At 72.2% G+C, this 24,422-nt stretch carries 25 protein-coding genes and 2 pseudogenes; 12 read left to right on the plus strand and 15 right to left on the minus strand.

Going from position 1 to position 24,422, the window contains the following annotated elements:
* Positions 1–86 precede the first annotated feature (86 nt).
* Positions 87–266, plus strand: a pseudogene (locus FE374_RS20320) (antitoxin MazE-like protein); the annotation flags it as partial.
* 74 nt (positions 267–340) lie between these two features.
* Here FE374_RS20320 and FE374_RS11620 read toward each other — a convergent pair.
* Positions 341–649 (minus strand): monooxygenase, encoded by a 309-nt coding sequence (locus FE374_RS11620; protein WP_139929238.1) that lies wholly within the window; start codon positions 647–649, stop codon positions 341–343.
* A gap of 143 nt (positions 650–792) precedes the next feature.
* Between FE374_RS11620 and FE374_RS11625 the strand changes: the two genes are divergently transcribed.
* Positions 793–1,569 carry an SDR family oxidoreductase gene (locus FE374_RS11625; protein WP_139929239.1) on the plus strand — a complete coding sequence of 259 codons (777 nt, stop codon included), beginning with the start codon at positions 793–795 and terminating at the stop codon, positions 1,567–1,569.
* Between the two features lie 69 nt (positions 1,570–1,638).
* Here the strand turns inward: FE374_RS11625 and FE374_RS11630 are convergent, their stop codons facing one another.
* Positions 1,639–2,346 (minus strand): DUF4386 domain-containing protein, encoded by a 708-nt coding sequence (locus FE374_RS11630; protein WP_139929241.1) that lies wholly within the window; start codon positions 2,344–2,346, stop codon positions 1,639–1,641.
* Positions 2,347–2,498: 152 nt separating this feature from the next.
* Between FE374_RS11630 and FE374_RS11635 the strand changes: the two genes are divergently transcribed.
* On the plus strand, positions 2,499–4,028 hold the full coding sequence (locus tag FE374_RS11635; protein ID WP_230978277.1) for an MFS transporter: 1,530 nt from the start codon (positions 2,499–2,501) through the stop codon (positions 4,026–4,028).
* A gap of 55 nt (positions 4,029–4,083) precedes the next feature.
* Positions 4,084–4,395: a DUF1905 domain-containing protein gene (locus tag FE374_RS11640; protein WP_139929245.1), complete on the plus strand. Its 312-nt coding sequence runs from the start codon at positions 4,084–4,086 to the stop codon at positions 4,393–4,395.
* A gap of 95 nt (positions 4,396–4,490) precedes the next feature.
* Here FE374_RS11640 and FE374_RS11645 read toward each other — a convergent pair whose 3' ends face one another.
* The 4 genes from FE374_RS11645 to FE374_RS11660 all read right to left on the minus strand — a co-directional run bounded on the left by FE374_RS11645 (position 4,491) and on the right by FE374_RS11660 (position 7,845).
* Positions 4,491–4,925: a nitroreductase family deazaflavin-dependent oxidoreductase gene (locus FE374_RS11645; protein WP_139929247.1), complete on the minus strand. Its 435-nt coding sequence runs from the start codon at positions 4,923–4,925 to the stop codon at positions 4,491–4,493.
* Positions 4,926–4,936: 11 nt separating this feature from the next.
* Positions 4,937–5,935 carry an NAD-dependent epimerase/dehydratase family protein gene (locus tag FE374_RS11650; RefSeq protein ID WP_139929249.1) on the minus strand — a complete coding sequence of 333 codons (999 nt, stop codon included), beginning with the start codon at positions 5,933–5,935 and terminating at the stop codon, positions 4,937–4,939.
* On the minus strand, positions 5,932–7,002 hold the full coding sequence (locus FE374_RS11655; protein WP_139929251.1) for an LLM class flavin-dependent oxidoreductase: 1,071 nt from the start codon (positions 7,000–7,002) through the stop codon (positions 5,932–5,934). The genes FE374_RS11650 and FE374_RS11655 overlap by 4 nt, the downstream gene beginning before the upstream one ends.
* Positions 7,003–7,092: 90 nt before the next feature.
* Positions 7,093–7,845 (minus strand): SRPBCC family protein, encoded by a 753-nt coding sequence (locus FE374_RS11660; RefSeq protein ID WP_139929253.1) that lies wholly within the window; start codon positions 7,843–7,845, stop codon positions 7,093–7,095.
* A 154-nt stretch (positions 7,846–7,999) separates the two neighbouring features.
* On the opposite strand from FE374_RS11660, the gene FE374_RS11665 reads away from it, so the two are divergent.
* From FE374_RS11665 to FE374_RS11675, 3 genes are read left to right on the plus strand one after another with little or no spacing between them, the layout of a single operon-like run.
* A complete protein-coding gene (locus tag FE374_RS11665) occupies positions 8,000–8,431 on the plus strand; it encodes a PPOX class F420-dependent oxidoreductase (protein WP_139929255.1) in 432 nt (143 codons plus the stop codon).
* 57 nt (positions 8,432–8,488) lie between these two features.
* Positions 8,489–9,007 carry a PadR family transcriptional regulator gene (locus tag FE374_RS11670; RefSeq protein ID WP_139929258.1) on the plus strand — a complete coding sequence of 173 codons (519 nt, stop codon included), beginning with the start codon at positions 8,489–8,491 and terminating at the stop codon, positions 9,005–9,007.
* Positions 9,004–9,801 (plus strand): alpha/beta fold hydrolase, encoded by a 798-nt coding sequence (locus FE374_RS11675; RefSeq protein ID WP_139929260.1) that lies wholly within the window; start codon positions 9,004–9,006, stop codon positions 9,799–9,801. The genes FE374_RS11670 and FE374_RS11675 overlap by 4 nt, the downstream gene beginning before the upstream one ends.
* A gap of 70 nt (positions 9,802–9,871) precedes the next feature.
* Here FE374_RS11675 and FE374_RS11680 read toward each other — a convergent pair whose 3' ends face one another.
* Positions 9,872–10,366, minus strand: a complete 495-nt coding sequence (locus FE374_RS11680; protein ID WP_139929263.1) for a DUF1918 domain-containing protein — start codon at positions 10,364–10,366, stop codon at positions 9,872–9,874.
* Between the two features lie 386 nt (positions 10,367–10,752).
* On the opposite strand from FE374_RS11680, the gene FE374_RS11685 reads away from it, so the two are divergent.
* The 3 genes from FE374_RS11685 to FE374_RS11695 all read left to right on the plus strand — a co-directional run bounded on the left by FE374_RS11685 (position 10,753) and on the right by FE374_RS11695 (position 12,598).
* Positions 10,753–10,989 carry an RNA polymerase sigma factor sigma-70 region 4 domain-containing protein gene (locus FE374_RS11685; protein ID WP_139929265.1) on the plus strand — a complete coding sequence of 79 codons (237 nt, stop codon included), beginning with the start codon at positions 10,753–10,755 and terminating at the stop codon, positions 10,987–10,989.
* On the plus strand, positions 10,989–11,546 hold the full coding sequence (locus FE374_RS11690; RefSeq protein ID WP_139929267.1) for a Clp protease N-terminal domain-containing protein: 558 nt from the start codon (positions 10,989–10,991) through the stop codon (positions 11,544–11,546). The genes FE374_RS11685 and FE374_RS11690 overlap by 1 nt, the downstream gene beginning before the upstream one ends.
* 176 nt (positions 11,547–11,722) lie before the next feature.
* Positions 11,723–12,598, plus strand: a complete 876-nt coding sequence (locus tag FE374_RS11695; RefSeq protein WP_139929269.1) for a formate/nitrite transporter family protein — start codon at positions 11,723–11,725, stop codon at positions 12,596–12,598.
* 153 nt (positions 12,599–12,751) lie between these two features.
* Here FE374_RS11695 and FE374_RS11700 read toward each other — a convergent pair whose 3' ends face one another.
* Complete coding sequence (locus tag FE374_RS11700; protein ID WP_139929271.1) at positions 12,752–14,260, minus strand: AAA family ATPase; 1,509 nt, start codon at positions 14,258–14,260, stop codon at positions 12,752–12,754.
* Positions 14,261–14,420: 160 nt separating this feature from the next.
* Between FE374_RS11700 and FE374_RS11705 the strand changes: the two genes are divergently transcribed.
* Together FE374_RS11705 and FE374_RS11710 are read left to right on the plus strand one after the other, a co-directional pair.
* A complete protein-coding gene (locus FE374_RS11705; RefSeq protein WP_139929273.1) occupies positions 14,421–15,380 on the plus strand; it encodes a DMT family transporter in 960 nt (319 codons plus the stop codon).
* Between the two features lie 93 nt (positions 15,381–15,473).
* The gene (locus FE374_RS11710; protein WP_139929275.1) at positions 15,474–16,052 is read left to right on the plus strand and encodes a hypothetical protein; all 579 of its coding nucleotides are present in this window, start codon (positions 15,474–15,476) and stop codon (positions 16,050–16,052) included.
* A gap of 64 nt (positions 16,053–16,116) precedes the next feature.
* Here FE374_RS11710 and rbsD read toward each other — a convergent pair whose 3' ends face one another.
* The 7 genes and pseudogenes from rbsD to FE374_RS11745 all read right to left on the minus strand — a co-directional run bounded on the left by rbsD (position 16,117) and on the right by FE374_RS11745 (position 24,398).
* Positions 16,117–16,506 (minus strand): D-ribose pyranase, encoded by a 390-nt coding sequence (gene rbsD / locus FE374_RS11715; protein WP_139929277.1) that lies wholly within the window; start codon positions 16,504–16,506, stop codon positions 16,117–16,119.
* Positions 16,503–17,411 carry a ribokinase gene (gene rbsK / locus FE374_RS11720; protein ID WP_230978279.1) on the minus strand — a complete coding sequence of 303 codons (909 nt, stop codon included), beginning with the start codon at positions 17,409–17,411 and terminating at the stop codon, positions 16,503–16,505. Before rbsK ends, rbsD begins: the two co-directional genes overlap by 4 nt.
* A 164-nt stretch (positions 17,412–17,575) precedes the next feature.
* Positions 17,576–19,585 (minus strand): annotated as a pseudogene (locus FE374_RS20405) (ABC transporter permease/substrate-binding protein).
* The gene (locus FE374_RS11730; RefSeq protein ID WP_139929281.1) at positions 19,575–21,197 is read right to left on the minus strand and encodes a sugar ABC transporter ATP-binding protein; all 1,623 of its coding nucleotides are present in this window, start codon (positions 21,195–21,197) and stop codon (positions 19,575–19,577) included. Before FE374_RS11730 ends, FE374_RS20405 begins: the two are co-directional and overlap by 11 nt.
* Positions 21,194–22,204, minus strand: coding sequence for a LacI family DNA-binding transcriptional regulator (locus FE374_RS11735; RefSeq protein WP_139929283.1), 1,011 nt, complete (start codon positions 22,202–22,204; stop codon positions 21,194–21,196). The genes FE374_RS11730 and FE374_RS11735 overlap by 4 nt, the downstream gene beginning before the upstream one ends.
* A gap of 482 nt (positions 22,205–22,686) precedes the next feature.
* Positions 22,687–23,010, minus strand: a complete 324-nt coding sequence (locus FE374_RS11740) for a hypothetical protein (RefSeq protein ID WP_139929285.1) — start codon at positions 23,008–23,010, stop codon at positions 22,687–22,689.
* Positions 23,011–23,018: 8 nt separating this feature from the next.
* The gene (locus FE374_RS11745) at positions 23,019–24,398 is read right to left on the minus strand and encodes a pyridoxal phosphate-dependent decarboxylase family protein (RefSeq protein WP_139929287.1); all 1,380 of its coding nucleotides are present in this window, start codon (positions 24,396–24,398) and stop codon (positions 23,019–23,021) included.
* Between the last annotated feature and the right edge of the window lie 24 nt (positions 24,399–24,422).

Consider the following 24,422-nt stretch of genomic DNA (forward strand, 5'->3'; position numbering starts at 1 on the left):
GTCTGAGGCGGCACTGCCGGCCTCAGGGCGATCCCGCACGGCCGTGCCAGTGTCCTCAATATTCGGCCGGATCCCGCCGGAACTGAGTGACTTCCTTCCGGGACTTCTGGCCGAGTTCGCTCCACCCACGGCCGCCGTCAACTTTCCGCTGCGGGCTGCGTTTGACATCACCCGGCTCACATGGCGCCACCCGTGAGCGGGTCAACGAGAATCGGCGCCGAATGCGAGAGCGGGGACCGCACCCCGTCCAGATATGGGCGCCCGCCGTTCGCGCACCCTGCTCTCCGCCGAGGCTCACCGACAGTCGGTCACCGCTCGTGCGGCGGACCTGCCCACCAGCTCAGGCCGACAACGGCCCGCGGGTCGTAGCTGTCAGGGCGTGGTTGACGTCGAGCACCAGAGCACGGATGTCGCTGATCCCGAAGGAGCTCAACCTGGCCGTGTGCTCGGCGAGGTACGCGCGGGCGGAGGGTTCGTCGTCGAACAGATAGACGCCGCCCGAGATCCCGTCCTCCTCGCGCTCGGTCCAGATCTTCCAGCGCAGTCCCGGGGTCCGGCTGATGAGGTCGGCCAGCTCGGCGTAGGCGGCGGCCATCTGCTCTCCCCAGGGCCCGTCGGTCGGGAAGTCGACCTGCAGGAGTGTCGGCATGGCGTCATCTTCGCCGAGCGCGCGGTCCGATGACAAGAGACGCCGAGTGGCCGCCGAGCTGGTAGGTCCATGGTCCGATACCGATACCGCCGGTCGCACATACTTTTGAGGTGCTCGACCCCATCCCTACCGAAAGGGTCCTCATGAGTACCTACGTCGTCACCGGCGCCGCCTCCGGCATCGGGCTCGTGACCGCCGAGATCCTCTCCGGGCGCGGCCACCGCGTCCTGGGTGTGGACCTGCGGGGTTCGGACATCGACGCCGACCTGTCCACCACCGCCGGGCGGACCGCCATGGTGGAGCAGGTCACCGCTCGCACCGACGGACGCATCGACGCGATCGTCGCCTGCGCCGGCTTGTCCTCGCCCACCACGGACACGGTCCGCGTCAACTACTACGGCGCCGTCTCGACGCTCGAGGGGCTGCGGCCCTTGCTCGCCGGTTCCCACGCCCCGCGCGCTCTCGCCGTCGTCTCGATGGCGTCCATCTTCCCGCCGGACGAGCAGCTGCTGTCCCTCCTGCTCGACGGCGCGGACGAGGAGAGCGCCGTCGCCCGCGCGGCCGAGCTCGCCGCCGACGAGCGCGCCCCGCAGATCTACGGCACCACCAAGCGCGCCCTCTCCCTGTGGCTGCGCAGCCGCGCCCCGGAGCCGGCGTGGGCCGGTGCCGGTATCCCGCTGAACGCCGTCGCCCCCGGGATCATCGAGACCCCCATGACCACGGACCTGATCGCCACCGAGGAGGCCAAGACAGAGCTCCTCAAGACGGTACCCATGCCGCTCAACGGCATCGCCAAGCCCGAGGTGGTCGGCAACCTGATCGCGTGGCTGACGGGTGAGGAGAACACCCACCTGTGCGGCCAGGTCGTCTTCGTCGACGGAGGCTCGGACGCGGTGCTGCGCGGCGCCAGCACCTGGTGACACCTCGACGACGCACCGTCGCCTCATGATTCCACGCGTCAGTTCGCCCGGGCACGCGGCGCCGAAGGTCTACGACCTCGCGCCTCGGGCGCCGGGCGCTGCGTCTATCCCAGCGAGAACCGGAGACGGCTTGAACCCCTTGACGATGAGGTAGATGCCGAACGACAGCTCCCAGACGAACTCCGGCGCGACCGCGAGGGTCCGCAGCGGGGATCCGGGTTCGATGACGTCGAACATGATGGCGACGGCCGTGACGACGAGCAGTGGACCGCCGATGAGTCCGAGCACCGCCAGGCCTCGAGGCACCAGCCCGGACCGGAACATCAGGTAGCCCAGGATCATGCCGTTCGCGACGCCGGCGAAGATGCCCGGCCCGATCAGGAAGGCCTGCCAGTAGATGGCGACGAGAGCCTCGCCAATTCCTGGATCGGTGGCCGTGCCTTCCTGGCGCATGAACACGAACGCGAGAGCGGCGATGATCCCGATAGCGATGAACATGGCCTCGATGAGGCGAGCGGCGACGTAGCTCAGGGCGAGGCCCTGGCTGTAGCGCTTGAAGACCACGTACGGCACCACCGCGGTGCCGACGTTCGCGACGATGAGGATCAGCTCGAGCAGAGCGGCCAGCGCCACGCTCGCGGTGGGGTCGGCGCCGGCTCCGGTGATGGAAGCGGGATTCTCCCGCATGGGGGCGTAGAGGAAGGCCGCGGGGATCGAGGTCACGAAGGTGACCACCATCAACCAGCCGGTGAGGGTGGCGATCCTCCTCGTAGTCATGCAGGGACCCTAGTTGGAGGCCGCCCGCGACCAACAGCCCCCATCTCTTCGGTGTCCAGCGACCGCGACCGCGGATGCGACTCTCGTCTCATCCGGTCCGTAAAGCGTTGCCAGGACTAGAACTGGACCGGTCGATGGCGTACAACCGGGTCGTGAGCGACGACCCCAACCTGATCCGCGTGGACGGGACCGACCGCGTCTTCAAGCGCAGCCGCATCCTCGTCGTCCTGCTCATTCCCATCGCGATGGCGCTCGTCGCGGTCTCCTCGATCAACGTCGCGCTGCCGACGATCTCGCACACCCTCGGCGCCACGGACTCCGACCTGCAGTGGGTGCTGTCCGGCTACGCGCTGACCTTCGGGATCACGCTCGTGCCGGCCGGCCGCGTCGGGGACGTCCTGGGCCGCGGCACGTTCTTCGTGATCGGCCTCCTGGTGTTCTCCCTCGCCTCGCTCGCCTGCGGCCTGGCGCCGACCCCGGAGTTCCTCAACATCTCCCGCCTCGCCCAGGGCATCGGCGCGGGCCTGTACAACCCGCAGACCATGGGGATGATCCAGCAGTACTGGCGCGGCATGGAGCGCGCGAAGGCCTTCGGCCTCTTCGGCACCGTGGTCGCCGTCTCCGTGGCGGTCGGCCCGATCCTGGCGGGCGTCATCATCGACACGTTCGGTCCTGAGGCCGGCTGGCGCACCACGTTCCTCATCAACTTCCCCCTCGGTCTTCTCGGCTGCATCCTCGCCCTGTGCTGGTTCCCGTTCGGCAAGGAACGGGTCCGTCGCGCCGCCCGGAAGACGGCGAAGCTCGCCCGCCGGGCGCGGACGACGGCGGACGGCGCGACCGCTGTCGTGCGACAGAAGGTCGACCTCGACCCCGTCGGGGCCACGCTCCTCGCGGTCGCCGTGCTGTGCGTGATGCTGCCGTTCATGTCCGACGGCGGCAGCCTCGTCTGGCTGCTGCTCGCGGCCGGCGTCGGGCTGCTGGTCCTGTGGATCCTCTGGGAGCGCAGGTACAAGGCACGCGGGCGGGCGCCGATGGTGGACCTCTCGCTGTTCGCGTTCCCCTCGTTCTCCAACGGGACGGCCGTGGCCGGCACGTTCTTCCTCGGCTCGACCTCGATCTTCGTGGTGGTCGCGCTGTACATGCAGAACGGCCTGGGGGCCAGCGCGCTCGAGACCGGCCTCGTCGGCTTGCCGAACGCGATCGTCTCCGCCTTCGCCGCCATCTGGGCCGGGCGTCGCGCGCTCTCCCGCGGGCGCACGATCGTCGCCGGCGCGCTGGGCTGCGTCATTCTCGGCGTCGTGCTCAGCGTGGGCGTCGTGCTGCTGATCGAGGCGTTCGGCATCAGCTTCTGGTGGCTGGCCCTGACGCTGACCTTCGCCGGCGTCGGCCAGGGCGCGCTCGGCTCGGCGAACCAGACCCTCGCCCTGGAGAACGTCCCCACCGCCTACGGCGGCACTGCCGGCGGGGTGAAGTCGACGGCGGAGCGCATCGGCACCGCCGTCGGCAACGCGATGATCACGGCGGTCTTCTTCGGTGTCGTCGGTGCCGGCAACTGGTCGACGGCGTTCGCCGCCGCGTTCGGAGCCGTGTCCGTGTGCCTGCTGATCTCGCTGATCGTCGCGCTGCACGACCGCCGGGTCACCGGTGACGGGCCCGCCGCCCCGGCGGTGCCGGCCGGCTGAGGGCCGCCCGCCGTCGCACATTGACCCGTCGAGGCCGGGCGGGGAGCATGCCCGCGTGACGTATGAGTTCGACGCCAAGCTGTGGATCTGGGACGCCCGGCAGGCCGACAGCTGGACGTTCGTCGACCTGCCTCCCGACGTCGCGGACGACGTCCTCGAGCTCGCCGGGCCCTTCACCCGCGGCTTCGGGTCCGTGCGGGTCGAGGTCGCGGTCGGCGGCACCGTGTGGCGCACCTCGATCTTCCCGAGCAAGGCCAAGCGCACCTACGTGCTGCCGATCAAGAAGGCCGTGCGGCGGGCGGAGCAGCTCGCGCCCGGGGACACCGCGCGGGTGCGGATCGAGCTGGTCGACGTCTCGCCGCGCTGATCGCGATGATTCAGCCGAGAACCTGACGCCTCGCGGAGCAGATGACATCTCACGGAGAACTTGACGTCTCGGCGGGGTCGGGGGTCGGTGCGGCGTCAGCCCCCGTCCGGCTCGAGCAAGATCACCGGGATCTGCCGAGCGGTGCGCCGCTGGTATGCGGCGTAGTCCGGAAACGCAGCCACCGCCCGCTCCCACCAGAGCGCCCGCTCCTCGCCGTCGAGCTCGCGGGCCGTGGTAGCGACGACGTCGGCCCCGTCCTGGACCCGGGCATGCGGGTGCGCGCGCAGGTTGTGGTACCACTCCGGGTGCCGCGGCGCCCCGCCCAGCGAGGCGACCGCGAGGAAGCGACCGTCGTGCTCGACCCGCATGAGGGGGACCTTGCGGACCTTCCCACTGCGCGCCCCCAGCATCGTCACCACGACGATGGGGTAGCCGCGCATGGTGTTCGCCCGCGTGCCGCCCGAGGCCTCGAACTCCGCGACCTGCTTGCGGGACCGCGCAGACGTGCTCGGCGCGTACTCCCCGTCCACTGCCCCCCTCCCTAGGTCCGGCCCAAGCCGGGTCGCGCCTGCGCACGGGCCTGGGCGTCACCCTGCGCACGGGCCCGCCGCCAGTCCTCGGTGACGGCGGCCAGGCCCTGGTGGATGTCCGGGTAGGCGGGCGACCAGCCCAGATCCCGTTTCGCCAGGGTGTTGTCCAGCCGGATGCTCGCGCGCGTCATCAGTGCCCCGAGGTAGGGCGAGACGAGGGAGAACGCGGCGTTCGGCAGCCGCCACGGCGGCGGCGCGCCGGCTGCCGCGGCATAGGCGTCGAGGTACTCGGTCCAGGTCAGCGGGTGGTCGTCGGCGACGTTGTACGCGTGGCCCGGGCGGCCGCGCTCGAGGGCGGCCACGGTCGCGGCGGCGGCGTCCTCGACGTGGACGGCGGACAGTGCGGTCCCGCGCGCCGGTGCCGGCAGCCGGCGCTTCGTGGCCATGTCGAGCAGGCCGAACGTGCCGGGCTCGGAGCCGTAGAAGAACGCGTAGCGCAGGGCGATGCCGTCGAGCCCGCGCGCGGTGAGGACGTGCTCCTCGTTGGCCCGCATGGCGGCGACGTGGACGTCGAAGCTGCCGCCCCCGGCGGCGCCGAGCGGCGCGTCCTCGGTGAGCGGCTCCGCGCCGTGGTCGACGAAGCCGTAGACGTACAGGAAGGACTGGGTCACGAACCGCCCAGCGCCGACCTGCCGAGCCGCCTGGAGGAGGTTGGCTGTGCCGCGGGTGCGCAGGCGGTCGGTGGGGTACAGGTCGCGGTGAGCCATCGGCATCCGCGCCAGCGCCGTGCCCTCGTGGACGACGGCGTCCGCGCGCACGCCGTCGAGCGCCCGCAGCAGTCGGTCGTGGTCGAGGATGTCGGCGACGACAGCCTTCGCCCCGGCGTCCCGGAGCCGCTGGGCCCCGGCCTCGGACCGCGTGAGCCCGACAACATCGTGCCCGGCCGCGTGCAGCCGCTCGACGAGCGGTCGGCCGATCACGCCGGTCGCACCGGCAAGCAGGACCCTCACTTCCCCTCCAGTGCAGGCGACCACCCGATCGCGGGGGCCACGTGCGCGGCGATGCTCTCGAGCAGGTGGAGGTTGTAGTCGACGCCGAGCTGGTTCGGCACGGTGAGCAGCACCGTGTCGGCGGCCTGCACGGCGGCGTCCTGCGCCAGCTCCTCGGCGAGAACGTCTGGCTCCCCCGTGTAGCTCTTGCCGAACCTGGCCCGGACCCCCTCGAGGATCCCCACCTGGTCGTGCCGCTCGTCCTCGCGCCCGCCGAAGTAGGCGCGGTCCAGGTCGGTGGTGAGCGGGATGACGCTGCGGGACACCGACACGCGTGGCTCGCGCTGCCAGCCCGCCTCCCGCCACGCCTGCCGGAAGACCTCGATCTGCTCGGCCTGGAGCTCGTCGAACGGCACCCCGGTGTCCTCGGTGAGCAGGGTCGAGCTCATGAGGTTCATGCCCTGCTCGGCGGTCCACCGGGCGGTGGCGCGGGTGCCGGAGCCCCACCAGAGCCGGTCGCGCAGCCCTGGCGACTGTGGCTCGATCCCGAGCGGCCCGGGCGGGTTGGGGAACATCGGCCGCGGGTTCGGTTCGGCGAACCGCGCCCCCTCGACGGCGCGAAGGAGGACGTCGGTGTGTTGCCTGGCCATGTCGGCGTCGCTCTGCCCTTCGGCGGGATGATAGCCGAAGTACCGGTAGCCCTCGATCACCTGCTCCGGCGAGCCGCGGCTGATCCCCAGCTGCAGGCGGCCGCCTGCGATCAGGTCGGCGGCGGCGGCGCTCTCGGCCATGTAGAGCGGGTTCTCGTACCGCATGTCGATCACGCCGGTGCCGATCTCGATGCGTGATGTGCGGGCCCCGATGGCGGCGAGCAGCGGGATCGGCGACGCGAGCTGCCGGGCGAAGTGGTGCACCCGCACGTAAGCGCCGTCGACACCCAGCTCCTCCGCGGCGACGGCGAGCTCGATCGTCTGCAGCAGGGCGTCGGCCGCGGAGCGGGTGTGTGAGCCCGCGGCGGCCTGGTAGTGCCCGAACGAGAGAAACCCGATCCGCTTGCGCGAGCTATCCCCCGCCGTCGTGTCCGCCATGTCTGTCCGTCCCTAAATCGACCGCCGTCCGGTACGGAGAGGACAACCGGGGCGGGCGCGGGGTATTCCGCGCCCGCCCCGTGGAGGGTGTCAGACGTTCTTGTCCTCGTCGGTCATGTAGGGCTCGGCCGCCCGAGTCCCGGGAACCGGCTCGACCGGCGTGACCGGCACGACAGGCGTGACCGGGACGACCGGCTCGACCGGCGTGATGGTCGTGTCGGCGACGTCGTCCTCGTCGTCCTTGGACCCGCTCAGCGCCGCAGCGGCGGCCACGCCGGCTGCGACGGCACCGACGCCGAGCGCGGCGGCCTTGCCGGAGATGCCGGCCTTGCCCTTGTCGCCCTCGGTCCCGGCCGCAGCCTCGACGCCCGGTGTACCGACGCCGGCGCCCTCGTTGACGGAGCCGCGCCACGCGCCGGTCGCGTACCCCTCGGACTCGATGAAGGCCTTGAACCGCCCGAGGTCGCCCTCGGCCTGCTTCTCGACGATGTTGAGGGCGTCGCCCACCTTCTCGACCAGCCCCTCGGGCTCGTACTCCAGCGTGAGGTGGACGGCCGTCTGCCCGCCACCGACGTCTTCGAAGGTGACGGCACCGGCGTTGGTGGCCCCCTCCGTCGCGGCCCAGGCCACCTTCCTGTCCGGCACCTGCTCAAGGATTCGGGCCTCCCACCGGCGCTTGACGCCGGCGATCTCGGCCACCCACTCCAGGCGGTCGTCACTGAGCTGGGTCACGCTCTTGACCCCGCCCATGAACTGCGGGAAGTCCTCGAACTGGGTCCACTGGTTGTACGCCATCGCCGCCGGCACGTTCACCAGGATCGACTTCTCCACCTTCGTGGTCATCGCAACTCCTCGAGGTCGTCGGCGGGCCACCGCGCCCGCCGTGGGGGTTTTCCAGGATGACCCACGCGGTCCCGTCGCGCGCGCCGAGGCCTCTCCCGGACCGCGCGGCGGCGGGGCACCGTTCGTCGAGATCGGGCGTGCGATGCTGGAGGACATGTTCAGAGAGGATGAGGTCGCCTACCTGCGATCCCAGCCGTTCGGCCGGATCGCGACGATGGGCGTGGACGACCAGCCCGACGTCGTCCCGGTCGCCCTCGAGTTCGACGGCACCTTCTTCTGGGTGGGCGGGGTCGGCGGCTCGGTGCTCACGACGCGCAAGTTCCGCAACGTGGCGGCCGGCCGGACCAACGTCGCGATCATCGTCGACGACATGGTCTCCTTCGACCCGTTCGTCGCCCGCAGCATCCGTGTGTACGGGGTGGCCGACGGCCCGGTCGAGCGGGTGGGCATGGTCGGCCCGGGTGTGTTCCTGCGCGTCACACCCACCGTCTCGTGGAGCTGGAACATGGCCGGCGAACCGGTCGGCGAGACCTGGTACGCGGCGACTCGGAGGGAGCACGAGGCTCCGCCGTCGGGCGCGGACTGACACAGGACCGACCCTTATGGTTGACAAGTCGACTAGGTGTCTTGTCTACTAACCCGCGTGGTCCTCACCCGTTTGATCCTCGGCCTTCTCACCCTGGCACCGATGACCGGCTACGACGTGAAGAAGCACGTCGACTCGAGCATCAGGCACTTCTGGGCCGCCGACAAGGCCCAGGTCTACCGGGCGCTCGCCACCCTGGTGACGGACGGGTACGCGACCGTCGAGGTGATCCCGCAGCAGGGCCGGCCCGACCGTCAGGAGCACCGCATCACCGACGCCGGGCGCGCTGCCCTCCGGGAGTGGCTCGCCTCTCCCCTGCCGCTGCACGCCGACCGGGACCCCTTCCTCGCCCGACTCTTCTTCGCAGGCGAGCTCGACCGGGCCGAGGTGGGGACCCTCCTCACGCAGCGCCGCGCGCAGACCACACAGCTCCTCGCCGCACTGACCGCCATGCGGTCCGCTCCACCCACCACCCACCGTGCCACCTACCTGCGGACGGCCACCCTCGAGAACGGCCTCGCCCACGCGCGCGCCGAGCTCGAGTGGCTCGACGCCGTCGAAAGGGACCTGCCATGACCACCAACGCCACCGACCGGCCCCGGACCTACCCCGTCGAGCACGCCGGCGCCGGCCGGGCCGAGGCCACGATCGTGCTGCTGCACGGCGGCAACGTGGCGAACTGGATGTGGGACCCGCAGGTGAAGGGCCTGGCCGAGCACCACGTGCTCACCCCGCATCTGCCCGGCTTCGGCGCCCGCGCCGGCGAGCGGTGGACGTCCCTCGCGGCGACGGCGGACGATGTCGCCACCACGATCGCCGAACGCGCCATCGACGGCCGAGCCCACGTCGTCGGCCTCTCCCTCGGCGGTGTCGTGACGGCTCACCTGCTCGCCCGGCATCCCGAGGTGGTCGACTCGGCGATGATCACCGGCGTCCCGCTCACCGGCATCCACGGGGTGACCCGCTTCCTCAGCGAGCTCCAGCTAGGTCTGTGGGACAAGCGGTGGTTCTGGCAGCTTCAGTCCCGCGCCTTCGGCCTGCCGGCGGAGGACCGGGAGCTATTCGTCGAGCACGGCCTGAGCGTCACCAAGGACAACGCGGTGCGCATGATGCGCGAGGTCTTCGCGGGCGGCGTGCCAGCCGGGCTGGCGGCCTACCAGGGCCGGCTGCTGGCCATCGCGGGCGAGAAGGAATCGGCCTGGGTTCGCCGCTCCTTCCCCGAGCTGCGCCGTGCCGTCCCGCAGGCGGTGTGCCGGGTCGCGCCGGGCATGCACCACGCGTGGAGTATCGAGGCCGTCGAGCTGTTCAACGACGTCGTTCGCGCGTGGGTGCGCGGCGACGTGGACGGCCGCCTTCACCCCATCTCGTGAGATGTCATCTTCTCCGTGAGATGTCATGACATCTCACGGAGAAGATGACATCTCGCGCGCAACTTGTGGGTCACTCCGGGCGGATGTGGACGCCCGGCTCACCGGTGGCGCCCTCGACGTCGTGCCCGGCCATGGCCAGCATCTGGTCCGCCAGATGACGCAGCGCCCGCGCGACGGCGATCTCGTCACCGATCCGCCGCACGGTCGGGTCACCCTCGTGACGCCGGCTGCCGCCGCTCGCGTTGAGACCGAAGATCGAGTCGGAGATGAGGGCGACCTTGGCGGTCGTCTCGTCACCGGACTCGAAGATGGACACCCGCACCTGCCACTCGTGGATCGGCTCGGTCGTGGACCGCCCTGCGGCACCGCCGCCCGCCGCCGCGTCGGCCCCTCGCAGCTCGGCGTCCGGTCCGGGAAAGACGATCCCCTCCCGCCCGTCGCTCCAGCGCACCTTGTAGGGCGGTGCGCCGTCCACGCCCTTCACCTCGAGAATCTCGCCGTCGCGGACCGCCTCCCCGACGCGCCCCGCCGCCAGGACGATGTGGTCTCCAAGATTCGCTCGCATGATCGCTCCCCGGTCACCGTGGTGCTTCTACTGTGACGCCGAACGGGGTCGAACGCTCGCGCAAGCCCGCGCATCGTCCGGCCGGCCTCACAAGCCATGGGAGCGCCACGACGTCAGCGCCGTCACGCGCGGCGCAGATGGCCGGCGCGTAGCCGGTACCGGTCGCGACGTCGAGCACCCGGTGCCGGGTTGCACCCCCCGCGGCCGCGACCAGCGAACGGCCCAGGTTCGGGATGACCTCGCTGGCCACGGAGGCGTAGTCGCCGAGCGCCCACATGGCGGCGTGCTTGGCCTTCAGCGGCCTTCAGCGCCCGGGCGCCTCCACGCGGTTCCAGGATCGGCAACAAAGGTTGACGATGTTACTTTGTCAACCTAGGCTGACGACCGTGAGCAAGGAGAGCGACCTCGTCGCCGGTGGTACGAGCAACGACCCGGACGTGGGCCTACGCGCCGTTGCGGCGCTGCGCCGGCTGGTCGAACAGCTCGAGGACCTGCAGGTGCGCAACGCCCGGGAGCACGGCTGGTCCTGGGCGGAGATCGCCGCGGTCATCGGGGTCTCCAAGCAGGCGGTCCACAAGAAGCACGCCGGGCGGATCGTCCCCGGCACGAGCGGGAGGCAGTGATGTTCGAGCGGTTCACCGACGAGGCGCGCACCGCCGTCGTGCAGGCCCAGGTGCAGGCCCGACGGCTGGGTCACGACCACATCGGCGGCGAGCACGTCCTCCTGGGCGTCCTCGCCGCGGACGACGGCGTCCCGGCCCGGGTGCTGCGGGACCTCGGCGTGGACCGGGCCGCCCTCGAGCACGAGCTGGCCGTCCTCGGGCACGCCGACGCGGACGCGCTCGCCAGTATCGGCATCGACCTCGAGGCTGTCCGCCGCCAGGCGGAGTCCGCCTTCGGGCGCGGGGCGCTGGATCAGCCGCGGCACCGCCGTCGCGGGTTCCTGCGGCGCAAGTCGGGAGGTCACATTCCGTTCACCGCGAGCGCCCGCAAGGGGCTGGAGCAGTCCTTGCGGCAGGCGCTCGCGCTGGGGCACGGCTACATCGGTGCCGAGCACCTCGTCCTCGGCCTCATCCCCGACGACAAGACCCCCACCGCCCGGACCCTGCGGCGGCTCGGCGTCACGCCGGCGGACCTGCGGGCCAGGCTTCGGGAGGAGCTCGGCCGGGCTGCCGGCTGAGGTGCTCGGCGCGCCGCGGCCCGCGACGCAGGGCGTGCGCAGCGGCACGACGTGGGTTTGCGCAGCCGGCCCCGACGTGGCAGATGGCACAGCCAAAACCGGGCCATGGTCCCGGCTGCGGGCGCGGGAGGCGGGCCTACGGTGGGGCCGTCCCGACACCCAGGCCGAGGAGAGGCATGTCCAACGTCCAGCCCCCCGAGATCGTCGACTCCATGGTCGCGATGGGCGCCAAGAAGGCCCATCTTGGTCGGGGGCAGCTGGTGCTGCGCGGCACCGTCGGCGGCATGTTCCTCGGTGTGGCCACCACGCTCGCGCTGACCGCGTCGGTGCAGACCGGTGTGCCGGTGGTCGGGGCGCTGCTCTTCCCGGTCGGGTTCGTCATCGTGCTGCTGCTCGGCTTCGAGATGGTCACCGGCTCCTTCGCCGTCGTGCCGCTCGCCGTCCTCGAGCGCCGCGCGACGGTTGTGGAGATGCTGCGCGCGTTCTGGTGGGTGATCGTCGGCCACCTGATCGGGGGCCTGCTCTACGGGGTACTGTTCGCCGCCGTCGCCACCCAGATGTGGACGACGCCGGAGGCCCCGGTGGCCCAGGCGCTGGTGGACCTCGCGGTGCACAAGACCCTCGACTACCGGGTGCTCGGCGGCGCCGGCATCGTGCTCGTCCTTGTCAAGGGCGTGCTGTGCAACTGGCTGGTCGGCACCGGTGTGGTGATGGGGCTGACCTCCACGTCCACCGGCGGCAAGATCGCCGCGATGTGGCTGCCGGTGATGACGTTCTTCGCGCTGGGTTTCGAGCACGGCGTGGTCAACCTCTTCGTGATTCCGGGTGCCATGCTGATCGGCGCCCCGATCGGCTTCGGCGACTGGTGGCTGTGGAACCAGATCCCGGCCCTGGTAGGGAACTTCGTCGGGGCGTTGACCCTGGTCGCCATGGCGATGTGGGTGGCGCATCGGCCGAAGCCCGCACGCCCGAGCGGCACGGGTTCCGCGCCGGGCTCGTCGGCGCGGGAGGAGTCGCCCGCGCCCGCGAGGGTCGGCGCCGGCGCCCGCTGACCTCTCGACCGCGATCGCGTCACAAACTCCGCTTTCGCGCACAACATCGCAGGTGGCGCCTGCTCTGTCCCGGCGATTTGGGGGGACTTCGTGGCGCCATCCGGGTCGCCGCCTCCGCCGCGACCCGGCGCGGCGGTCGTGTTAGCCCGCCGGCTACCTTGGGGCGAGCCCGGGCACCGCGGTCCACCCGAACCCGCCGCCGCCAGCGGTCGAACTACCGGCCGGCCCCTCCGGCGCGCCACCGAGCAGCACCCGGGTCAGCGCCCCGCCGTCGGCCATCATCTCGGCCACGGAGCTGCGCAGGTCCTCGTCCCCCACGGTCCCGGCCTCCCCTCGCTCGACGGCGCGCAGCACGGCGCGGCGCACCAGCTCCTTGACGAACGAGGCGGTGGTGCCCGCCGCGGTCGCGGCGACCTCGTCCAAGACCGCCGCCGAGAACGGCAGGTCCCCGGCGTACAGCGTCAGCAGGGCGCGCCGGGCCTCGGCGTCCGGCAGCGGGATCTCCACCGCGAGGTCCACCCGCCCCGGCCGCTGGGCGAGGGCCGGCTCGAGGATGTCGGCGCGGTTGGTGGTCAGGAGGAAGACGACGTCGGCGTCGGGAGCGAGCCCGTCGAGGGCGTCGAGCACCTCGAAGAGCAGCGGGGATGAGGTGCGGTGGCTGCGCTCCTCAGCGACCAGGTCGCAGTCCTCGAGCACCACGATCGCCGGCTGGAGCGCCCGCGCCGCGTCCGCCGCCTGCGAGACCAGCTGCAGGGACATGCCGGAGAGCAGGATGACCGTCGCGTCCTGCGCCGCGCCCACGAGGTAACGCACGGTGTGCGTCTTGCCCGTGCCGGGCGGACCGTAGAGCAGCACCCCGCGCTTGAGGTGCTGACCGGCCGCCACGAGCGCGGCGCGGTGCCGCGCAATACCGAGCACGTGCCGCTCCACCCGCCCGAGCAAGCCGGCCGGGAGAACGACGTCCGCTGCACCGACGTCCGGACGCCGCACGAACGTCACACCACCCGTGCCGGGCTCGAACTGCGAGGCGGCGAACGTGACCACCTGTCCGCGCAGCACGCTGCGCGCGTTCATCGCCTCCCGGACCTCGGCGAGGACGGCGGCGGCGAGGCCGTCCGCCGGCGCGATCACCTCGAGCTGCGGCATCCCGCCGTAGTTCGGCTTGGCCGCACGCTGCAGCACCGCGACGGGTCGGCGGCCGTGCGTGCCGTCGTCGAACATGAACAGGTGCAGCCCGAAGCTCACGCACGCCCGCTCGGCGTCGGGCCCCACTGGCACGGTGTGGTAGTCCACCGGGCCCACCGGGAACTGCCCGTAGTGCCCGGCCGACTGAAGGATCTCGGACAGGCCGGAGTGCCAGCGCTGGTCTCCCCCGCCGATCCCGATGAGCGTGCCACCGCCGTGGGCGGCGATGACGTGCTCCAGGGCGACGTCGGCGTCCGCGGCGCGGAATGGGCTGAGGATCTCGGTCAGGACCGGCAGGCTGCACGGGTCGACGCCCAGGTGCTCCTCGAGGACCGGCACGAGCGGCTCGCGGGTGCCGGCGCGGTATTCGTGGACGTGACTCGAGGCGAGCTCGGCGAGGCGGTTGAAGGCGGTGAGGAAGGCGCCGAGGTCGTCGTCGCCGGCGGCGCCGGCGGGTGGGGCGCTGGACCGGTTCATGCCCGGATCGTCCCAGGCCGGCCCCGGAGACGCCAGCAATTTCAGCCGTCGTCGTCCGCCGCTCGTGGCGTGGGTTTGCGGGCGCCTTGCCCGGCACCGTTTGAACCGGCAAGGATGGCCGCCGGCAGGCGACGATCGTCGACGGCAGACAGGAGGCTCCATGGCCCAGGGTGGCCCGCACACGGCGGCGAAGTTCGCCGCGGTGGCGCTGATGTGGGGATCAAGCTTCCTCTTCATCCGGGTCGCGGTCGAGGGCATCTCCCCCGCCCAGCTGGCCCTGGGGCGGCTGGTCGTCGGCGCCGCCGTGCTCACGACGATCATGCTCCTCACCGGGCGGCGCTGGCCGCGCGAGCGGCGCACGCTGGGCCACCTCACGGTCCTCGCCCTGGTGCTGTGCGTGGTGCCGTTCCTGCTCTTCGCGTGGGCGGGACAGCACATCCCGTCGGGGCTGTCGAGCATCTACAACGCCACGACCCCTGTCATGACGCTCCTCATCTCGCTCGTCGCCCTGCCGCAGGAGCGGCTGACGGCGGTGCGCGCGGCCGCCCTCGCGCTGGCGGCGGCCGGCGTCGTCGTCATCGCCGCGCCGTGGACGCTGGTCACCGAGCCGGGCGGGGACCACTTCCTGCTCGGTCAGCTCGCGGCCCTCGGCGCCACCACGTGCTACGGCGCTGGCTACGTCTACATGCGCCGGTACCTGGCGGGCTCTGGCTACGACGCCGTGACGGTCTCGGCCACCCAGATCGGCATCGCCGCGCTGATCATGGTCCTGCTCGCACCGTTCGTCGCGACCGACCCGGTTGCCCTGGACGGCGCCATCGTGGCCTCCGTCGTCGCGCTCGGCGCGCTGAGCACCGGCGTCGCCTACATCTGGAACTTCGACGTGGTGCGCGCCTGGGGCGCCACGCTCGCCTCCACCGTGACCTACCTGACGCCGGTGGTCGGGGTGGTGCTCGGCGTCGTCGTGCTGGGTGAGACCTTCACGCTCAACCAGCCGCTCGGGGCGCTGCTGGTGATCGTGGGGATTCTCGTGGGCCAGGGGCACCTGCGCCTGCCGCGAGAGCGGGCGCTCGAACCCGGCGTAGAGCGGCCTAGAGCGGCCCACGGAGAGGAGTCCTAGAGCACCGTCTTGCAGGCTCTCGATCGAGGCACCGGAGCGACGGCGGAGAACCCACCCCGTCAGGCCGCCCGGCCCGACCGAGAGAAGGCCACGATGAAACGCTCAGCCACGATGGCGGTGCTGGCCGCCGCCGGGATCCTGGTATCGGTTACCGGCGCGCACGCCACCACCACGGACCTCGAGGGCACCGGCGAGACGACGATGCCCCAGGTCGAGACGGATACGCCGCGCACCTCCTGCGCCGCGCCCGACGCCGCAGCCGACGTCGCGCTCGCCCGGACCCTGGCACCTGCCGCGCACGGCGCCGCGGTCTTCGCCGCACTGCGCGGCGAGGACCTCTCCCGCGGCTGGGCCGCCGACGGTGCCCGGCTGGCGGCACGGGGCGCGGCCTATCAGGCGAGGTCCGCTCCTGTGGTGCGGGACGCCGCCGTGCCCACCGACCCGGTGGTGGACCTCGCCGCCTACGGGACTGCGGTGTTCACCGCGCTCGTGGAGCAGGGGGTCCCGCGGGGCTTCGCGGCGAGCGGCGCACGGTCCGCGGCGCAGGCGGCCGCGTACAACGCCTGGCGCGGCATCGAGACCGTGAGCTACGGGGTGACGGTGGCGCCGGCGACGTTGCGGCCCTTCGACGTACCGGAGGACACCGACGAGGCGTGGTACTGCCTCCTCTGACCGGGGCACGGTCTGCCCGGCGCCGCTCCTTCCGCGGCGTCTCCGCGGTGCAACGCCGCGTCGGTCAGAACGGCACCCCGCACCGCAGCACCACGTTGGCGTAGGGCGACGCCTCACCGGTCCGGACGAACAGCCGCGCCGTCCCTGAGAGGGCTTTGAGGTCCTCGTGACGCACCCGGCGGGGGTCTCCGAAGTGCTCAGTGACCAGCCGCAGGGCGGCCGGGTTGGCCTCGCGAGTCTCGCTGGCCATGGTGGCCTGCTCCACGACGAGCTCGTCTGCGAGCAGATCCACGACCTGGGCAAACGTCGGCACGCCGAAGGTCACGGCGAGGTCCACGACCGGCACGCCCGGCGGGCGGGGCAGTCCGCAGTCCCCCACGACCACCAGGTCCGTGTGGCCGAGCCGGGCGATGGCCCCGGCCAGGGCGTCGTTGAGGATGCCGCGCCGCTTCATCGGGCCACCTCCGACCGGTCGGGGTAGGACGCCTGGGCGCCGCGGCGACCGACCGCGATTCCCGCGACGTCTGTGGCCAGCTCGACGGCGGAGCGCAGGTCGGCGCCGTCAGCGAGCTCGACGGCGAGCGCCCCGACGAACGCGTCGCCCGCCCCGGTGGTGTCTACCGCGGTGACCTCCCGGGCAGGCACGTGCCCGACGGACGCGTCCCGCTCGGCGTAGGCCGCGCCGTCGCCGCCGAGGGTGAGCACGACCGAGCGGGCCCCCAGGTCTAGCAGGGCGCGCGCCGTCGTCTCGGGTGCCGCCGTCGTCTCGGGAGCCTGGCCGAGGAGGAGGTCCGCCTCGGACTCGTTGACCACCAGCGGGTTCGCGACGGCGAGCACCTCGGGAGGCAGTGCGGCCGCGGGTGCGGCGTTGACGATCACCCGGGCCCCGGCCGACGCCGCTTCGGTGGCCACGTGGGCGACGGTCTCCAGCGGGATCTCGAGCTGGAGCACCACCACCGCCGCTTCCTCCCAGGCCGGCCGGACCTTCTCGACCGCCTCGACGCTCACGTGCCGGTTGGCGGCCGGCGAGACGATGATCGAGTTCTCGCCGTCGGGCGTGATGAGGATGATGGCGTTGCCGCTCGGTGCGTCCACCGCGCGAAGGTGGGTGACGTCGACGCCGGCGTCGGCGAGGGAGCGCCGCAGCATGTCACCGTAGGCGTCCTCGCCGACGCAGCCGACGAAGGCGACGTCACCGCCGAGCCGGCCCGCCGCCACGGCCTGGTTCGCGCCCTTGCCGCCGGGGGTGACGACGAGGTCGGAACCGAGCACGGTCTCCCCGGCTGTGGGCCGGTGGTCGATGTCGAGCACGAGGTCGGCGTTGGCCGAGCCCACGACCACGATCTTGCTGCCTGCCACGGTGTTCTCTTCTCCTTGGTGTAACCCGGATGCGCGCCGAGACCTCGCCGCCCGCCAGATGCCGGCCGAGCCGGCCGACATCTGGCGGAGGAGATGACATCTCGCGGAGCAGATGACATCTCGCCGCAGGGGGCGGGTGACATCTCGGCGCGCAAAGGTTCGGCCTAGAGGTTGTCCTTGGTCAGGACCACCACCGGCACGGAGATCGTCGCCTCGACGTCCTCGCCGTTGATGAGCTTCAGCGCCGTCTCGACGGCGCTCTTGCCGAGCTCCTCCGGCTGCTGGGCGATCGAGGCCTGCATCGTGCCGGCCTTGATGGCGGTCTGTGCGTCGTCGGTGCCGTCGAAGCCGACGACGAAGACGTCCTTGCCGGCCCGGTCGCCGAGGGCCTGGATGGCACCGAGGGCCATCTCGTCGTTCTCGGCGAAGATGCCGACGACGTCGGGGTTGGCCTGCATGAGGTTGGTGGCGACGTCGAGGCCCTGGGCGCGGTCGAAGTCGGCCGGCTGAGTAGCGACCACCTTGATGTCCGGGTAGGCGGCGATCCCCTCGGTGAAGCCCTGCCCACGCTCGCGGGAGGCGGAGGTGCCGGCCACACCCTGCAGCACGATGATCTGGCCCTTCTCACCGATGGCCGCGGCGAGCGCGTCGGCGGCCTGCTTGCCGCCCTCGACGTTGTCCGACGCCACGAAGGCGTTCACCTCGGCGCCGTTGACCGCGCGGTCCACGGCGACGACGGGAACGTTCCCCGAGACCAGCGGCGAGACGATCGGCCCGGCGGCGTCGGAGTCGACGGGGTTGATGATGACGGCGTCGAGCTGCTGGGTCTGGAAGTTGGCCACCTGGTCGGCCTGCTGGGTGGCGTCGTCACGGGCGTCGGTGACTGTCAGCTTGGCCCCGGCCTCGTCGGCCGCCGCCTGGGCGCCGTCGCGCAGGGAGACGAAGAACGGGTTGTTCAAGGTCGACAGCGCCAGGCCGATGGTGGCACCGGAGGCCCCACCACCGCCAGACGTGGCCTCGTCACCGGTCGGGTTGTTGGAGTCCTGGCCGCCGCAGGCGGCCAGGGTGAGGGTGGCCGCCGCCGCGAAGGCGGCGAACCGTGCGATGCGCTTGTGCATTGCGGGTGTTCCTTTCTGGTGCGGCCGGGGCGTTCCGGCCGCGTGGGGGGGTTGGGGATGAAGGAGGCGCCGTCGTCAGACGCGACGACGGCGGAGGGTGTCGGTGAGGACGGCGAGGGCGATGACCACGCCGATGGCCACCTGCTGCCAGAACGAGGAGACGTTCAGCAGGTTCAGGCCGTTGCGGATCACGGCGAGCACGAGCGCGCCGACGAAGGTACCGAAGGCGCGGCCCTGCCCCCCGGCGAGGCTCGCACCGCCGATGACGACGGCGGCGATCGCGTCGAGCTCGTAGCCGGACGCGGCCTGGGGCTGACCGGAGGCGAGACGCCCGGCGAGCACCAGCCCGGCGACGGCGGAGTAGAACCCGGCCAGGGAGAAGATGATGAGCTGCTGCCGCTTGACGTTGATCCCCGACAGCCGTGCCGCCTCCTCGTTGCCGCCGATCGCGTACATCGCCCGGCCCGTGTAGGTCCGGTTCAGGATGAACGCCGCCAGCACGCCGAAGACGATCATGATGACCACCGGGACCGGCAGCCAGCCGCCGATGGTCTGCCCCAACCAGGCGACGGCGGGCGGTTGGGCCAGCGGCACGCCGCCGGAGAGCACGAGCGCGAGCCCGCGGGCGATCGAGAGCATGGCCAGGGTGGCGATGAACGCCGGCAGCTTGCCGTAGGCGACCAGCGCGCCGCTGATGAAGCCGGCCGCAACGCCGGTGATCAGGCCGGCGAGGATCGCGATGATCGGGTTGATGCCCATGGTGCTGGCCGTGTAGCCAGTGACGATGCCCGCCAGAGCGGCGACCGAGCCGACCGAGAGGTCGATGCCGGCGGCCACGATGACGAAGGTCTGCCCGAAGGCGAGGATCGCCACCACTGCGGCCTGCACGCCGATGTTGAGCATGTTCTGGGTGCTGAGGAAGACGGGGCTGAGGAACGCCATGACGGCGCCCAGCACGATGAGCGCGACCAGTGCGCCGTTCTGGCTCAGCAGCACCTGGGCGCGGGTGCCCAGCGCCCCGGCGCGGGCCTGACGGGTGGGGGTGTCAGTGGACACGGGTGGACTCCACTTCGGTGACGGCCAGGGACATGACGGCGTCCTGGGTGGCTTCTTCGTGGGTGAGCTCGCCGACGAGGCGACCTTGGGCCATGACGAGGATCCGGTCGCAGATGCCCAGGACCTCCGGAAGCTCGGAGGAGACCATGAGCACCCCCCGCCCGGACGCGGTGAGCTTGTTGATGAGCTGGTAGATCTCGACCTTCGCCCCGACGTCGACGCCGCGGGTGGGCTCGTCGAGCAGGAGGACGGCCGGGTCGGCGGCGAGCCACTTGCCCATGACGACCTTCTGCTGGTTGCCCCCCGAGAGGTTGCGCACCAGGGCGGCGACCGACGGCGTGCGGATGCTCAGGTCCTTGACGGTGCGGACGGCCAGGTCCCGCAGCCAGCCGCGGTTCACCACGCCGGCGCGGGTGGCCTTGGGCAGCGAGACGAGGCCGACGTTCTCGGTCACGCTGGCGCCGAGCATGAGCCCCTGGGCCTTGCGGTCCTCGGGCACCAGGCCGAGCCCCGCGCCGATGGCGGCGTGGACGTTGTGGCGTGGGAACGGCTTGCCGCGCACGGTGACCGTGCCGGAGCTGTACGGGTCGGCCCCGAAGACGGCGCGGAGCACCTCGGTGCGCCCGGCGCCGACGAGCCCCGCCAAGCCCACGACCTCGCCCGCACGGACCGTGAAGGTGATGTCCTCGAAGGTGCCGGGCCGGGTCAGATGCTCCACCCGGAGCAGCTCATCACCCACGCTGGTCCGCTCACGCGGGAACTGGGCCTCGATGGAGCGGCCGACCATCATGCGCACGAGGTCGTCGGTGCTGGTGGTGGCGGGGACGGTACCGACCGATCGGCCGTCACGCAGCACGGTGACGCGGCTGCCGATGCGGCGGATCTCGTCGAGGTGGTGGGAGATGAAGATCAGGCCCACCCCAGCGTCGCGCAGCTCGGTCATGAGGCCGAGGAGGCGGTCGACCTCGTCGTCGGTGAGGGCCGCCGTCGGCTCGTCGAGGATGAGGACCCGGGCCTCCAGGCTGAGCGCCTTGGCGATCTCCACCAGCTGCTGACGGGCTACGCCGAGGCTGGCCACCGGGGTGCGCGGATCGACCTTGAGCCCCACGCGGGCGAGCGCCTTGCGCGCCACGGCGTTCATGCGGCGCTTGTCGATGACGCCGAGGCGGCGCGGCTGCCGCCCGAGGAGCACGTTCTCGGCCACGCTCAGCTGCGGGACGAGGTTGAACTCCTGGTGGATGGTGGCGATGCCGTGGGCCTCGGCTGCGGCGGTCGTGGGCAGGTGCGTCCGCTCGCCGTCGACGTAGATGGCGCCGGCATCCGGCTGGTAGACCCCCGCCAGGCACTTGATGAGGGTGGACTTCCCGGCGCCGTTCTCGCCGAGGAGAACGTGCACCTCCCCTGCGTGCAGGTCGAAGGAGATCCCGTCCAGGGCGACCACCCCGGGGAACCGTTTGCCGAGCCCCTCGACGCGGAGGAGCTCCGCGCCGGGTGGGCCGGCTGCGATCGCCCCGCCGGGTGCCGGCGCGTCGGGTGCCGGCGCGTCGGGTGCTGGCGCGCCAGGTGCCGGCGCGCCGGGCGTCGCCGAGGTCGGTGGGCCGTCATCTGTCATCGCGCGCTCCTCGGTTCGGTGGACTCACGGAGGACGAGCCGGCACTCCAGCCGCTCGTCGGGGACGTCCTCGCCGCGGATCCGGGCGAGGAGCATGGCCAGCGCCCGCTCCCCCAGCGCGGCGGTGGGCTGCTGGATGGCGGTCAGGGTCGGGCGCAGCAGGGAGAACCACGGCATGTCGTCGAACACGGCGAGCGCGAGGTCATCCGGCACGCGCGGCGCTCGCTCGCCGGCCTCGGCCAAGTGCTGCAGCGCCCCGAGAGCCATCGGGCCGTTGGCGACGAACACGGCGTCCGGCGCGTCGTCCCCGGTCAGCAGCCCGGCGAGAGCGTCGTGGCCGGACCCGGCGCGGAAGTCGCCGTGGACGACTCGGGACTCCGGCAGGTCGAGGCCGTACCGTGCGACGGCGGCGCGGAAGGCGGCGAGCCGCTCCCGGGAGGAGCCCGCGAGGTCGGGCCCGGCGAGGATCGCCAGGCGACGCCGTCCGGTCGTCACCAGGTGGTCGACGAGCTGGTCGATGGCGGCCGCGCCGTCGGCGAGGGCGATCGGGGCGTCGACGCGCTCGGCGGGGCGATCCACCAGGACGATGTTGTGGTCGCTGGCGGCCGCCTCGTGCAGCAGGGGCGAGGTCTCCACCGTGGGCACGACGATGAGCCCGTCCACCTGCCGACCAAGCAGGATGCGCACGTAGTGGTCCTGCTGCTCCGGGCTCTCGTCGGCGTTCCCGACGATGACGGCGTAGCCGGCGGCGCGCGCGGCGTCCTCCACCGCCCGGGTCAGCTCCGTGAAGAACGGGTTGAGCAGGTCCGAGACCACCAGCCCGATGGTGCGGGTGCCCGTGGAGCGAAGCGACCGGGCCACCGCGTTGGGGCGGAAGCGCAGCTCACGGGCGGCGGCGAGGACCCGCTCGCGCATCTCGGGTGAGGTGCGAGCGTCCCCGGACAGCACGCGAGAGACGGACGCGGTGGATACCCGCGCCCGCTGTGCCACGTCCTTGATCGTCGCCATCGACGTTGCCGCTCCGTTGCTGGTCTCTGTGCCGTGTAAACGATTGCGTAATCGTTTACACGGAGTATGGCGCGGGTCACGTCGGCCGTCAAGACGCCCGGGCGCGGCGGTGTGCACGGACGTGGCGCCGGCAGTGACCGGCGCGGCTCCCGGCCCTGCCAAGTCGGCGGGGTCGTCCGTGGAACCGACCGCGTACAGGTGGCAGGCGCACCCGGGTACGTCCTCCGAGTGACCTGCGAGGCCGACCCGTTCGACCCCCTCCTCTCCCGCGGGGCAGCTGACGACGGCTGGCCGCCGCTCGACTACGTCCCCCCTCGCCGGCACCACCGACACGCTCTACCTGGTCAGCCACCCGCACGGCGGCACGCTCAGCATCGTGGTGCGCGACGAGGACGTTAAGGACGCCGCCCCGTTCGAGGCCGACGCCGAGCAGCTCATCGAGCATCACGTTCGGTGGTTGAACGGGGCCCGCTGCGTGGCCGCTATCCCAGACCCGAGCCGCTTCCCACCGGCGGGTGCGTCCAGATCACCGCGACGATGACAGCGGCGCCTGCGACGAGGAGCAGGACCTCGGACCATGCCGGACTCCGTCGAGAGACGAGCCGGCGCACGAGCTGAACCGCGCCGAGTCCACCGAGGATCATCGCCCAGACCAGGAGCGCCCAGCCGAGAATCCACGAGACGACGAAGAGCGCCTCGGCGCTGGCGCTCATGAACCCGATCGCGTCACCGACGCCGAACACGAGGGCAGCGGAGACAGCCAGAGCGAGCGTGGCCACCCCGACTGTCCCGACGGTCTGCGGCACGAGGGGTGTCACACCCGCTCGAGCACCCGCCGGACCGCCGCCAGGCTGCGCTCGACGTCGTCCTCGCTCGTGGACCAGTTGCTCACCGAGATGCGCAGCACGTCCTGGTCGCGCCACCGCGAGCCGGTCATCCAGGCCGTCCCGTCCGCCAGCATGCCCTCGACCACCCGGCGGGTGCGCGTGTCGTCGCCGAACGTGGCGCACACCTGGGTGAACACCACGTCGTTGAGCACCTCAACGCCGTCCATCGCCGCCAGCCCGTCGGCGAACGCACGCGCGTGCCGGCAGAACCGTTCGACAAGCTCGCTGGTGCCCGAGCGGCCCAGGGACCGCAGCGCCGCCCAGACCGGCACCGCGCGGGCGCGGCGGGACAGCTCGGGGACGGTGTCCAGCGGGTCGCCGGCGTCGTCGGCGATGAGGTAAGCGGCGTGCATGCCCATCGCCGCCCGCAGCGCGGCCCGGTCCCGCACGACGGCTATCCCGCAGTCGTAGGGGACGTTGAGGGTCTTGTGGGCGTCGGTGGCCCAGGAGTCGGCCTGGTCGTACCCGTCGAGCAGCGGCCGGGTGGTGGGCGAGGCCGCGGCCCACAGCCCGAACGCGCCGTCGACGTGCACCCACGCCCCGTGCCGGTGCGCGATCTCGATGGCCTCGGCGAAGGGGTCAAAGGCGCCGGAGTGCACGTTGCCGGCCTGCAGGCAGACGATCGTCGGTCCGTCCGGGCCGGCATCCAGGGCCGCCGCGAGCGCGTCCGGGCGCAGGCGGCCCTGGTCGTCGGCGGCGACCACCTCCGGCGCCCCCAGGCCCAGGTAACGCAGGGCGAGGTCGACGGTGTCGTGCCGCTCGGCGCCCACCACAACGCGCAGCCGCGGTGCGCCGGTCAGCCCCCGCTCGGCCACCGGCCACCCCGCCCACCGCAGCACCTCGTCGCGGGCGGCGGCCAGACAGGTGAAGTTCGCCATCGTCCCACCGGTGACGAACCCGACCGCCGACTCCGCGGGCAGCTCGAGCAGCTCGCGCAGCCAGGCGGCAGCGAGGTCCTCGAGCGCCGAGTGCGCGGGAGTGAGCTTGCGCAGCCCGGAGTTCTGGTCCCATGCGCTGACGAGCCAGTCGGCGGCCAGCGCCGCCGGCAGCGTGCCCCCGATGACGAACCCGAAGAACCGGCCCGAGGGCATCGCCGTCAGCCCCGCGTCGGCGACGGCGGCGAGATGGTCGACCACCTCGACGGCGGGTGTCGGTGCCTCGGGGAGCTCGGGTCCGAGGGCGGCGACGAGCTCGTCGATGCCGGCCCGGGGCGGCACGGGCCGATCGGCGAGGGTGCCGAGCCAGGCGCGGACGTGGGCGTGCGCACGGTCGAGGGGTGCGTTGTACTCCTGCGAGGGCCAGTCCATGCCGCAGTATGGCGTGCGCGGGGG

The organism is Georgenia yuyongxinii, assembly GCF_006352065.1.
Classification (GTDB): Bacteria; Actinomycetota; Actinomycetes; order Actinomycetales; family Actinomycetaceae; genus Georgenia; species Georgenia yuyongxinii.